Here is an 11,504-nt window from a genome sequence, read left to right as displayed (position 1 = left end):
CGCCGTTCGGGGTGGCCGACTGGGACGGCGACGGTCACCAGGACATCGTCGTCCGCAACGATGCCAGTGGTGATCTGTTGCTGTACCCGGGGGAGGGCACTCGCGGCTACAGCAGCGCGCAACCCGTCAAGATCGGCAACAGCTGGTTGCCCTACTCGCCGTTCGGAGTGACCGACTGGGACCACGACGGCCACCAGGACGTCATCGCCCGGGACAACGACAGCGGGAAGCTCTGGCTGTACCCGGGCGACGGCAGCCGCGGCTACAGCAGCTTCCAGCGCGTGGAGATCGGCAACGGCTGGGCAGGCTACTCGTCGTTCGGGCTGGCCGACTGGGACCGCGACGGCCACCAGGACATCGTCGCCCGCAACGACGCCAGTGGTGACCTGCTGCTGTACCCGGGGGAGAGCAGCCGCGGCTACAGCAGCGCGCAACCGGTGAAGATCGGCAACGGCTGGTAGGGGCGCGACCACGCCACCCGCGTGGTTGCGCGATGTCTCCGGCGCGCGTTCCCGAGCCACGTTCACCGCGGACTCCGACCGCCGGATGTTCCGGGCGGTTCGCCTCGCTGCTCGTACGTCCACACCGCCAGCTGCGTGCGCGAGGCGAATCCCAGCTTGCCCAGGATGCGTTCGACGTGGTTCTCCGCGGTGCGCTGCGCGATCGTGAGGCGCGCCGCGATGTCCTTGTTGGTGAGGCCTTCGGCGACCAGTTCCGCGACCTGGCTCTCGCGCTTCGTCAGTCCCGGTACCCCGGCCGCGTCGTCCAGGACGTAGGCCAGTGCCTCGTCCACGGTGGTGCGCGCTCCGCGGCGGAACTCACGGTCGAAGGCGGCGGCGCCCAGCGCCTCCCGTACCTCGGCGTCCAGGCGCAGGTGCTGGGTGCGCATGAACGGGGCCGCGCCGAGCCGCCCGCCCAGCGACTCCCACAACAGGTGCAGCACGCCCAGGAGCCGGGCCGCGCGCCGCGGGGTGTCGCGGGTGCTCCAGGCGATGACCTCCACGCACATGGCCACGTCCCACCAGTCCTGGAAGGGGCGCAGCCGGGCGATGGCCGCCCTGGCGTGTGCGGTCGCGTCGGCGGGTGCGTCCGCGCGCAGGGCCAGCAGTGCGCGGGCGAGCAGGGCCATGCCGTGCAGCCAGGACTCGCCGTGTGCGCGGGCGGCCTCCTCGACCTCGCCGCACGCCTCGGCGGCCGCGGCGGCCTCGCCCCCGTAGGCGTGCGCGATGGCGAACTTGACCCGGCACTCGAGGGCCGCGTCGAGGCAGCCCAGCGTGCGGAACTCGGTGCGCGCCCGCGCGAACAGCTCGGCGGCGTTCGCGAAGTCCTCGCGCCAGACGGCGAGGATCCCGTGGTGGTGCCGCACCCACGCCGACTCCCGCCGGTGGTCTCCCTGCCCGGCCGCCGCCTCGCAGGCGGCGAGCGCGTGCCGCACGTCGGCCTCCGGGGCGCCCTGCAGGATGCGCAGGTACGTGTCGGTGACCCGGGCCTGTAGGCGGACGGAGGCGTCCGGTCCGTCCGGGTCGGCCGGGTCGGCCGGGTCGCCGCCGTCGTCCCGCGCGTGGTCGGCGGCGAGCAGCTGCGACAGCCAGTGGCGCCCCTCGGACAGCAGGCCCGCGGTCATCCAGTAGTGCCGGGGCGTCACGGCCAGGGCCAGACCGGCCCGCGCCTGCCCGGGCCGCTCCAGGCAGAATTCCAGGGCCGCGCGCAGGTTCGGGTGGTCCAGGCGCAGGCGGGTGAACCAGTCGACCTGGCGGGGCCCGAACCACTCCTGCCCGGCCCGTGCGGTCAGTTCGGCGTACCGGTCCCGGTGGCGAGCGCGCAGCGTGTCGAGCGAGCCGGACGCGGCCAGCCGCTCGTGCCCGTACTCCCGTACCGTCTCCAGCAGGTGGTAGCGCGAACGCCCCTGCGCGTGGCGGCAGTTGACGATCGACTGGGCCACCAGGCCGTCGAGGGCGTCGAGCAGGGCGGCGGGTGGCAGTCCGGCGTCCGCGCAGACCCGTTCGAGGCTCTCCAGGTCGAAGCCGCCGCGGAACACCGAGGCCCGCGCCCACAGCAGCCGCTCGGGCTCCGTGCACAGGTCGTGGCTCCAGTCGATCAACGCGCGCAGGGTGCGCTGCCGGTCGGCGGCGACGCTGCTTCCCCGGGTCAGCAGCGCGAAGCGGTTCGTGAGCCGCTCCAGGATCTCCTGGGGCGTCAGGCTCCGCACGCGGCCCGCGGCCAGCTCGATGGCGAACGGCAGCCCGTCCAGGCGGCGGACGAGCTCGGCGACGACGGCGGCGTCGGACGCGGTCAGGGCGAAGCCGGGGAGCACGGCGGCGGCCCGGTCGACGAACAGCGCGACGGCCGGATTGCCGCTCAGGACCCGCAGGCCGTGACCCGCGTCGGCGTCCGGCACCGGCAACGGCTCCACGGGGAAGACCTGTTCGCCCGCGATGCCGAGCGGCTGCCGGCTCGTCGCCAGGACGCGCAGTCCGGGCGCGGCCCGCAGCAGCGCGTCGGTGAGGCGCGCGCACGCGTCGATCAGGTGCTCGCAGTTGTCCAGGACCAACAGGGCGCGCCGCTCGCGCAGCCGGGCGGCGAGGACGGCCGCCGCATCGGCGCCGGGGCGCCCCGGGTCCGCCACGTCGAGGGTGCCGAGGACGCTCGGTGCGAGCAGCTCGGGGTCCCGCAGATCGGCGAGCTCGGCGACGTACACGCCGTCGGGGAAGGCGGAGCGCGCCGCCTCCGCCGCCACGCGCAGCGCGAGCCGGGTCTTGCCCACACCGCCGGTCCCACTGAGCGTGACCAGGCGCGCGCCGGAGAGCAGCCGGGCGATCCGGGCCGTCTCCGCCCGCCGCCCGATCAGCGGCGTCAGTTCACCGCCGAGGCCGGCGATCGTCCCCGTGGCTGCCCCCGTTCCCATGGGTGGCCATCTTACGGACGCGCGCCGACACTGCCGGACCGGCGCTACCGGACCGCGGGCGCGCGGGAATTGAGTAGTTCTCCCGTTGCCCACCCGCGCGAACCCGCCCGAGACTCGACGACGCGATATCGGACGACGATGCGAGGTGAGTGGTGTCGGCAGGCACTGCGGCAGGCCCGGAGCGGCCAGGGCGGCTGGGGCAGCGGGTGTGGACCTACCAGGGAGTTCATGCACGCAGGCCGCTGAGCGCGCTGGTCGTGCTCCTCATCGTGTTCGGCGTGCTGTGCACCCTCGTCAGTGACCACTACGACGAGGAGTCCTCGTTCCGCCTCGCGTTCTGGGCGGTGCCCGGGGCGGCCGTGGTGTGCCTCGCCCTGTGCGTGCGGCACTCCCGGATCCGGATCCGGGAGTACGAGCACGGCTTCGAACTGCGCCGGCCGGGGCGCCGCACGCTGCGGTACGCGTGGCGGGAGATCGCCTCCGTCGAGTCGACCCGGGTGTCCGTCCACATCAACACGGCGCACTCGCACGACGTGCTCAAGACCGTGATCCGCCCCTACACGGGCGGCCGGATCCGTCTCCGGGGCCTGGACTACGTCAAGGTCCGCGAGGAGTGCGGCTTCTGGGGGCTGATCTCGAAGGCGACCCCCGACACCGGCGCGCGCTTCGTCACGGTCGCGACGCGAGCCGTCGCCGAGGCCCGCGCGCAACGCCTCCTGGACGAGCTCGGCGCGGGCGGCGCGTTCCGCTGGGGTGCGTTGACCTTCACCGCCGAAGGGATGACGCTCGCCCCCTTCCCCGCGCCGGTCGCCTGGTCCCGGATCGCTCTCGTCTCCGCGGGCCCGGACGACGGCGTCCGGCTCGACGTCCAGGGACTGGCCGCGCACGTCGGCAGCCCGGCCCGCGCGACGAAGGCGGGCTACCGCACCCAACGGGACCGGCTGGAGGTGTTCGTGCCCGTCCGCCGCCCCGGATCGGACTACGCGGCGCTGAGCATCCTGCTCGCCTACGGCCCCGCCCTGCAGGGCGGGGCCGAGGACGGACGCGAGTGAGACGACGGACGCGAGCCGCACGCCGCCTCCCGGCCGCCGTCGGCCAGCGCCGCGGTGACAGGCCTCAGCCGCCCGGAGCGGCGGCCGAGGTGTGAAGCGCCACACTTCCGGCCCTCAGCGTGCCGGTGCTCGCCGCCCGGCCGACGGCCGTGGACACTGATCGCCGTGACTGATGCGCGCGAGATCCTGGATTACCAGACCTTCGGGCGGGCGGTGCGCGAACTCGCGCAGACGATCGCCGACGACGGCTACCAGCCCGACCTCGTCCTGAGCATCGCCCGCGGCGGGGTGTTCGTCGCGGGTGGTCTGGCGTACGCCCTGGACTGCAAGAACATCCACCTGGTGAACGTCGAGTTCTACACGGGCGTGGGCACCACTCTCGACATGCCCATCATGCTGGCGCCCGTTCCCGCCGCGATCGACTTCACCGACAAGAAGGTCCTGATCACCGACGACGTCGCCGACACGGGCAAGACCCTGAGGCTCGTGCACGACTTCTGCCTCGACCATGTCGCCGAGGTCCGGTCCGCCGTCATCTACGAGAAGTCGCACTCCCTGGTGAAGTGCGAGTACGTGTGGAAGCGGACCGACGACTGGATCGAGTTCCCGTGGTCGGCGGAAGGACCGGTCGTCAGGCGCAAGGGCCAGGTGCTCGACGCCTGATCGGGCGGGGACGCGGCCACGACCCGCGTACCGGTCCGACGAGCCGGCAGATCGTCCTCGGCTTCGCGGGCGGCGGGCGGCCGATCGGGCGGGGCGGTGGTCTCGAGTGCGCCGAGTCCCCGCCGCGCCGCGCCGTCGGCCGCCGCCACGCCCGTGCAGGCCGCGGAGGCGAGGCGCGCGATCAGTGGCCCAGCACGCCGCGGATCCAGCCGTCCACCGTGCCGGTCAGGTCGTGCTGCCCGGCCGCATGGTCCAGCAGGAACGTGCGCACCGAGTCGCCGCTGTGGAGCATGCCGCGCTTGTCGAACTCCAGCACCACCTCGACCCGGTGCGGGTCGGTGACGAAGGACAGCTCGATCTCGTTGCAGCGCCGGGCGAACTGGGGCGCCGCCTTGTACTCGATCTCCTGGTAGAACGGCAGCGTCTGGCCCGTGCCGTGGATCCGGCCGGCCTCCAGGTCGGCCCGGTGGAAGTGGAAGCCGAGCGCCGCCAGCGCCTCCAGCACCCGCTGCTGCACCGGCAGCGGCTGGACCGCGAGCGGGTCGGTGTCCCCGCGGTCCAGCTGGCCCGCGATGTCGACGTCGGTGCGCACCCCGAGCGCCATGCCGGTCAGGTGGTGGCCCCCGATCGCGGTCAGCGGCGTCTCCCACGGTACGGGGAAGGCGAACGGGACGGCGCGCTGCTCCTCGGCGGCCAGCCGCAGCGGGCCGCAGACCTGCACCCGGGCGAACTCCTTGACGGTGTGACTCTCGCCGTCCTCGTGCTCGACCTCGACCCGGGCGGCCAGGCAGAGCGTGATGCCGTTGATCTCGGCGTCCCGGCTGCCGCCGACCAGGTTGACCTGGCCGTGCACGGTGCCACCGGGATGGACGGTCGGGGTGGACAGCACTGTGTCGACGGTGGGTCCACCGACGCCCAGGGCGCCGAGAAGCCGCTTGAACACCATCCGGGGGCACTCCTCACATAACCGGGGACCGAGCGTACTGATCGTACTTTGCCTGCGCTTTGCCGTCCGACCGGCCGCATTCGACAGCACCTCGGCATCCGTTCCACAGGCTCGGCCCGGTCACCGCCCCTGGCAGCCCGCAGGGCATCCGGCACACCGGCCGTCCGGCCGTCCGTCCGGGGGCCCGGGTCCCGGGAGTGGGGTGGGCTCATCGGGCCTGCCCCGGGTCGGCCGCGGCCGCGGGCGCCCGCTGGGATGACGTCCCGGGCCCGGACACATCGTCGGACGCCCCCGGCGGAACCCAGAGAGGACACGACCTCCCCACCCGGCGGGTCGGTCCGATCCCAGGGAGCACGCGTGGCGACGGAGCAGAGCACAGCGACCATGCCCAAGGTGGCCATGACACTGGCCGCGATCGCGGCGACCGGGGCCACCCCCCGCCCATCGGGCGAGACGCCGGCCGAGCAGCGGAACCGGATCGTCCTGGGCGTCGGCGAGCAGCTGGCCGAGTCCTCCCTCGCGACCGGGAACGACTGGAGCCTGGAGTGGCTGGCGCTGAGCCCGGACAACGCGAACATGGCGTACCTGGCCGCGAACCCTTCGGCCAACGCGTTCGCCGTGGTCCTGCGCGGCACGGTCGCCAACGTCACCGACCTGCTGGAGGACCTCGACGTGGGCACGGTGGTGCCATTCACCGCCGTCGGCTCGCCGTCCGCCCCGGTGGCCGTCTCCAAGGGCGCGATGGAGGCGTTCAGCCAGGTCGTCACCATGAGCACGGCGGGCGTCACCCTGGTGCAGGCGCTCGCCGGGGTCCTCGCCGGGGCCGCGCCGGACCCCACCGTCCACGTGATCGGTCACAGTCTGGGCGGATGCATCGCCACCATGGTCGCGCCCTACCTCCGGGCGCAGACCTGGCCGGGCGCCACCCCACGGTTCGGCCTCCACACCTTCGCCGCCCCCACCGCCGGAGGCCCGGACTTCGCGGCGTACGTCGACTCCCTGCACTGGGTCGCCAACGAGCGCCACTACAACCACTGGGACCTGGTGCCGCAGGCCTGGACCAGTCTCGGCGACGTGAAGAAGTGGTACCCCCATCCGCCCGGCCCGGCGGCGAACGACGACGTCAAGGCCGTGATCACGGCGATCGCCGCCCTGCCCGGCCCCCACGTCTACGCCCAGCCGGGCAAGGCCTACCCGCTGCACCCGCACTACAAGAGCGACTACGACCATGTCATGGTCAAGAAGACGGTCCAGGACTTCATGGGCCAGGTCGCCTACCAGCACGCCAACTCCACCTACCTGGGTCTGCTCGGCACCCCCGACGTGCTGCCCGGCCCGGTGGTGCGGGCTCTCAGCAGCAACAAGGGCAAGGCCGGCAGTGCGCTCGTCATCGCCGGCAGCGGCTTCGGCGCGGGCACGGCCGTCGACTTCGGTACGGTCCCGTGCCAGGACCCGGTCGTCAGCGGCGACGGCACCGCGATCAGCGTCTTCGCGCCTCCCGGCGTGGGTGTGGTCGCCGTCCGGGTCACCACCAACCTCGGTACCTCGCCGGCCGTCCCCTTCGGCCAGTTCGCCTACGGCGGCCCCGCCCCGGTGATGCTCACCGGCCTCACCCCGGACAGCGGCCGCGAGGGCCACCGCGTCACCATCACCGGCGTCAACTTCGGCTCCCACGCCCAGGTCTTCTTCGGCGACAACGCCTCCCCGTCCGTCGAGGTCAAGCGCCACGGCGCGCCCAGCGAGATCGCCGCCACCGTGCCCGACCCGACCACCGGCGTCGGCAAACCGCACACCATCGACGTCACCGTGCTGTCGAACGGCTACTCCTCCCCGACCGGTCCGGTGGCCGAGTTCACCTACAAGGAGCTGTGACACCGGTGCCGCGATCGCCCGCCGGCACTTGCGGTGCGCCGCACACCAGGACGGTCGACGAGACGGGACCGCCCGGCAGGGCACGGCCACCGGCGCCCACCGCCGTACCCGGCCGCCGGATATCCGCTGGCCGGCGGTGGGCGGTACCCAGCAGGATGCCGCCATGACGACGAGCGGAGCCCCCGGAACGGCGGCCGAAGCGGTGCGGGAACTGCGGGCGATCGCCCACGAGTGGGTCGACGGCCGGTACGCCGAGCCGCAGTCACTGATCCAGGCCGCCCTCCGCGCCCTGGTCGCCGGCGTGGACACGCCGTCGCTGTGGCCGCTCGCCTGGCTGCTCAGCGGCGAGGAGGACCAGGCCCCGGGGCTCTTCGACCGGGTGATGGACGAGCTCGGGTTCGGCCTGCGCCCGCCCGAGGAGTACGGGGACTACTGGCAGGGCCGGCTGGCACTCGCCCGCTGGTGGGCCGCCGAGATCGTCGGCGGATGGCTCGACCCCTACGAGGGGGCCGGGCTCATCATCGAGAACGTGGCCGAGGCCTACGGGCCCTGCGAGGAGCTGGCACCCATGGTCGACGCGGTGGCGGCGTACCTGGGCCACGTCGAATCGCCGGTGCCCGCCGAGGAGATCGCCGCGCACCTGACCCGGGCCGCCGGTGAACTCCTGGCCCGCATCCCGTCCTAGGGGGCGGACCTGCCGCCGTCGTCGAGCCCGACGGCGCCCCACCGACTCATCGGATGGCGTACTCGTCCCACAGCGAGCCGCCGGCCAGGTCCAGCACCTCTGCCACGACCGCGGCGAAGGCCTTCGCATCCCCGGCGATCGCCTGCGGGGCGGCTTCGGACAACGCGCGGTGCAACCCGGGGTCGGCCGCAGCCAGCCGCCGCGACAACCACTTGCCTTCGCCAAGCCAGCGCCCGCCGACCAGGAGGGCCAGCTCCGAGGCACGCTGCACCATGTGTGCGACCAGGTACACCCGCTCCGCGGGGTCCGCGCAGCCGCGCAGATCCTCCAGCAAGTCGGTCAGCACGTACCGCTGGTAGTCACGTTCCCGGCCCGAGAGCGGCGGCGGGCCCGCCGCCCAACGCCTTCGCGCCTCGTCCTGGAGCGAAGCGCCCAGCCCGTCCGTGTCGACCAGGAGCATGCCGTCGGCACACATGGCGAGCAGCGGCGAACTCCGCTGCGCGGTCTCCTGGTCGGCGAAGCCGTGCCAGACGGCCTCCGTCTGCACGAACAGCTCCACCGGCCAGCCGCGGTACACCAGGTTCTCCCGGAGGGGGGCGGGCGGCCCGTCCAGGAGGACCACGATGTCCAGATCGGACGTGGGCGTCCGGCGGTCGGTCAGCACGCTGCCGGCGAGGAAGGCCGCCCGGGCGGCGGGGAATCGGTCCCGCACCAGTTCACGGGCGGTCAGCACGGGGTCATCCATGATCGCAGCGTACGTGCCGGCGTCGGTCCCGTGAGAGGGCGGGTGCGCCGCACCCCAGCGGACGCTCCTACTCCTCATCGACCGACGCCGGCCAGGCAGGATGCCCGGGTCCTCGACTCAGACGAAGGCGACGACGAGCAGGACGGCCGCCAGCAGGAGGACGACGGTCAAGGCCGGCGCGCCGGGGCGCCCGCCGGGTTCGGAGGTGACGGCGATCCACGAGACGAGGGGGACCGCCAGCGAGAGGACGATCGCCAACCACGTCACGACGCCCGTGGGAACCCCGGCGACCTCGGCTCCGAAGACGGTCGTGAACATCACCACCAGCCAGGCCGTCGCGGTCAGCACGGCCCAGGCCGCACGCGCGGTCCACCGCTCGACCGGATCGGCCGCGCGGAAGTTGGTGCGGGTCATCGTCAGGATGCGGGTCAAGTTCGCCACCGGAACATCCTGTCGAACAACCCCGCCGGGCACCAGGCTCGGGAGTGCGCGCCGAAGGCGCGTCCCGCGCGACGGCGATCGGTTTCCGAGGTGTCCGGTCGCCCTCAGGCGGTGCTGATCGGCGCCGGGTTCTCGGGCAGCCGCCAGTCGCCGCCGCGATCCTCCTGGGAAAGACGCGCGACGAGACCGGGAAGGCGCAGGAGGCAGGCCAGCGCGGTGGCGGCCTGGAAGGTGTCGATCGCGCGCCGGGTCGTCGGCAGGCCCAGGCGCAGGAGGCGCGGATTGACCTCGCCCTGGATCGCGTCGACGAAGGGCCGCAGCACGCGGTCGTAGTTCGCCAGCGCGGTCGGCAGGTCGCCCGGGTGCCGGTTGATCTCGCCGGCCAGGACGTGGGCGCCCACCAGTCCGCCGGAGGTTCCCATGCCGCTGTACGGGGAGGCGCAGTGGGCGGCGTCGCCGGCGAGGACCACGCGGCCCTTGGACCAGGTGTCGGTTCGGACCTGGACGACCTCCTGGGAGTGGAAGAACGGGCTCGTCCGCATGCCGTCGATGAAGCGCTCGGTCTGCCAGCCCGCGTCGCGGAACCTGTTCGCCCAGAAGTCCCGCTGGTGCTCCACGGGTTGCCGGTGGATCGCCGAGGCTTCCGCGGATTCCTCCCGCATCACGAAGTACACCTGGGTCTCGGTCGGGTTGTGGCTGCGGCGCATGATCTGACGGCCGCCCGGGACCATGTAGGTGTCCCGGATGTCGCTGTCGGACGCGGTGCGCGGGATGAACCAGTAGGCCATGTGGATGCCGACCCGCCAGTACGGGTCGCAGCCCGCGGGCAGGATCGCCCGCCGGATGCGCGATCCCTGCCCGTCCGCACCGACCAGGAGGTCGAATTCGCCGGAGGACCCGTCGGAGAAGTGCGCGATGACCTTCCGTTCGTCCTGCTCGAAGCCGTTCACGCCCACGCCGAAGACGTGCTCGGCGTCGTCCTTCGAGGCGGCGTGCAGGATGCGCACCAGGTCACCGCGCATGATCTCGTACTCGGAGGTGAGGGTCTGCCGGCCTGTTCCGGAGGTGTTGGCCATGATCGTCGCCTTGGCCTCGCCGCGGGAGTTCACGAAGGAGACGCCCGCCTCGTCCACGAGCGCGTCGCGGACGGCACCGAGGAGTCCCATCCGCTCGACCGCCTCGATGCCCTGCCCCCGCAGGTCGACCTGGGCGCCGGTGGCCCGCAGGGCCGGGAAGCGTTCGGCGACGGTCACCCGGTGCCCGCCCCGCGTGAGCCAGAACGCCAGGGCCTGCCCGGCGACCCCGCCACCGGCGACGAGGACCCGCAAGGACGGTGTTCCCGATCGTGTGATCATGCCCCCACCCGGAATCTATCAGTGAATGATTCCTTTCCAGTGTCATCTATCGGCGATAGGTTTTCAACGTGACCAAGATGAATCGCGAGACCGTCGTCACCGAGGCCCTCGGCCTGCTCGACGAGGTCGGACTGGATGCCGTCAGCACGAGGCGACTGGCGAAGCGCCTGGGCGTCGAACAGCCTTCGCTCTACTGGCACTTCCGTACCAAGAAGGACCTCCTGGCCGCCATGGCGGAAACGGCGATGGCACCCCACGCGGCGCAACCGCTGCCGACCCCCGGCGACGACTGGCGCGGCTGGTTCCTGGAGAACACGCGCAGCTTCAGGCGCACCCTGCTGCTGCGCCGGGACGGCGCGCGGCTCCACGCCGGCACCACCCCCAGCGGCGACCTCGACCGGATCCGCCGGAAGACGGACTTCCTCATCGGCTCCGGCGTGCCCGAGCGCGACGCGCAGATGGCGATGCTGGCCGCCGGCCGCTTCACGGTCGGCAGTGTCCTGGAGGAGCAGGCGGATCCGGGCCACGGCACCGCCACGCCACCGGCCGGCCTGCCGGCGATCGATCACGAGTCCGCGTTCGAGGCGGGTCTCGCCCTCATCCTGGAAGGCCTGGAGCGCCGCACCGGAGTGCGGGACAGGTGAGCGGCCCGGACCGGGCCGGGGCGGTGCCGGTGACGCTCGCGCGGCCGGAGCGGCGCGGCACGCGGCCGCTGCGGGAACCGCCGACGGAGACACGGCGCACCCCCGGGTGATCACCTTCCGCGAGAGTGCGGTCACCATCGGTTAACTTGTCGGCGGGTTCCTCGTTGCCGTCGCACGACCAACCGAGAGCGGGAGA

General features: G+C 73.0%; 11 protein-coding genes. 6 read left to right on the top strand and 5 right to left on the bottom strand.

Translation table 11 applies throughout. The annotated features are described in order from the left end of the window. A partial coding sequence (locus tag ABZ449_RS22180; RefSeq protein ID WP_360348407.1) for a VCBS repeat-containing protein occupies positions 1 to 461 on the top strand: 461 nt, incomplete at its 5' end. 62 nt (positions 462 to 523) lie between these two features. On the opposite strand, the gene ABZ449_RS22175 is transcribed toward ABZ449_RS22180, so the two are convergent. Further along, positions 524 to 2,905 (bottom strand): LuxR C-terminal-related transcriptional regulator, encoded by a 2,382-nt coding sequence (locus ABZ449_RS22175; RefSeq protein WP_360348404.1) that lies wholly within the window; start codon positions 2,903 to 2,905, stop codon positions 524 to 526. A 257-nt stretch (positions 2,906 to 3,162) separates the two neighbouring features. Here ABZ449_RS22175 and ABZ449_RS22170 point away from each other — a divergent pair, with 257 nt between their 5' ends. Together ABZ449_RS22170 and ABZ449_RS22165 are read left to right on the top strand one after the other, a co-directional pair. After that, the gene (locus tag ABZ449_RS22170; protein WP_360348401.1) at positions 3,163 to 3,957 is read left to right on the top strand and encodes a hypothetical protein; all 795 of its coding nucleotides are present in this window, start codon (positions 3,163 to 3,165) and stop codon (positions 3,955 to 3,957) included. Positions 3,958 to 4,122: 165 nt separating this feature from the next. Further along, on the top strand, positions 4,123 to 4,620 hold the full coding sequence (locus ABZ449_RS22165) for a phosphoribosyltransferase (protein ID WP_360348398.1): 498 nt from the start codon (positions 4,123 to 4,125) through the stop codon (positions 4,618 to 4,620). Positions 4,621 to 4,801: 181 nt separating this feature from the next. On the opposite strand, the gene ABZ449_RS22160 is transcribed toward ABZ449_RS22165, so the two are convergent. Further along, positions 4,802 to 5,566, bottom strand: a complete 765-nt coding sequence (locus ABZ449_RS22160) for a sporulation protein (protein ID WP_360348395.1) — start codon at positions 5,564 to 5,566, stop codon at positions 4,802 to 4,804. A 357-nt stretch (positions 5,567 to 5,923) separates the two neighbouring features. On the opposite strand from ABZ449_RS22160, the gene ABZ449_RS22155 reads away from it, so the two are divergent. Next, on the top strand, positions 5,924 to 7,438 hold the full coding sequence (locus ABZ449_RS22155; RefSeq protein ID WP_360348392.1) for an IPT/TIG domain-containing protein: 1,515 nt from the start codon (positions 5,924 to 5,926) through the stop codon (positions 7,436 to 7,438). A 163-nt stretch (positions 7,439 to 7,601) separates the two neighbouring features. Next, a complete protein-coding gene (locus ABZ449_RS22150; RefSeq protein WP_360348389.1) occupies positions 7,602 to 8,123 on the top strand; it encodes a hypothetical protein in 522 nt (173 codons plus the stop codon). Between the two features lie 46 nt (positions 8,124 to 8,169). On the opposite strand, the gene ABZ449_RS22145 is transcribed toward ABZ449_RS22150, so the two are convergent. The 3 genes from ABZ449_RS22145 to ABZ449_RS22135 form a co-directional block, all read right to left on the bottom strand. Further along, positions 8,170 to 8,868, bottom strand: a complete 699-nt coding sequence (locus ABZ449_RS22145) for a nucleotidyltransferase domain-containing protein (RefSeq protein WP_360348386.1) — start codon at positions 8,866 to 8,868, stop codon at positions 8,170 to 8,172. A gap of 117 nt (positions 8,869 to 8,985) precedes the next feature. Continuing rightward, complete coding sequence (locus tag ABZ449_RS22140; RefSeq protein WP_360348383.1) at positions 8,986 to 9,309, bottom strand: hypothetical protein; 324 nt, start codon at positions 9,307 to 9,309, stop codon at positions 8,986 to 8,988. 104 nt (positions 9,310 to 9,413) lie between these two features. Continuing rightward, positions 9,414 to 10,664: an FAD-dependent monooxygenase gene (locus ABZ449_RS22135; protein WP_360348380.1), complete on the bottom strand. Its 1,251-nt coding sequence runs from the start codon at positions 10,662 to 10,664 to the stop codon at positions 9,414 to 9,416. A gap of 77 nt (positions 10,665 to 10,741) precedes the next feature. On the opposite strand from ABZ449_RS22135, the gene ABZ449_RS22130 reads away from it, so the two are divergent. Then, positions 10,742 to 11,308, top strand: a complete 567-nt coding sequence (locus tag ABZ449_RS22130) for a TetR/AcrR family transcriptional regulator C-terminal domain-containing protein (protein WP_360348550.1) — start codon at positions 10,742 to 10,744, stop codon at positions 11,306 to 11,308. Positions 11,309 to 11,504: the final 196 nt, after the last annotated feature.

This window comes from Kitasatospora sp. NPDC005856 (genome assembly GCF_040629945.1).
Taxonomy (GTDB): domain Bacteria; phylum Actinomycetota; class Actinomycetes; order Streptomycetales; family Streptomycetaceae; genus Kitasatospora.
This window is presented reverse-complemented; position numbering and strand designations above follow the sequence as displayed.

Excerpts from the sequence above, each read along its gene's own strand:
- ABZ449_RS22150 (WP_360348389.1), top strand. The coding sequence starts at position 7,602 with ATGACGACGAGCGGAGCCCCCGGAACGGCGGCCGAAGCGGTGCGGGAA.
- ABZ449_RS22135 (WP_360348380.1), bottom strand. The coding sequence starts at position 10,664 with ATGATCACACGATCGGGAACACCGTCCTTGCGGGTCCTCGTCGCCGGT.
- ABZ449_RS22160 (WP_360348395.1), bottom strand. The coding sequence starts at position 5,566 with ATGGTGTTCAAGCGGCTTCTCGGCGCCCTGGGCGTCGGTGGACCCACC.
- ABZ449_RS22130 (WP_360348550.1), top strand. The coding sequence starts at position 10,742 with ATGAATCGCGAGACCGTCGTCACCGAGGCCCTCGGCCTGCTCGACGAG.
- ABZ449_RS22145 (WP_360348386.1), bottom strand. The coding sequence starts at position 8,868 with ATGGATGACCCCGTGCTGACCGCCCGTGAACTGGTGCGGGACCGATTC.
- ABZ449_RS22175 (WP_360348404.1), bottom strand. The coding sequence starts at position 2,905 with ATGGGAACGGGGGCAGCCACGGGGACGATCGCCGGCCTCGGCGGTGAA.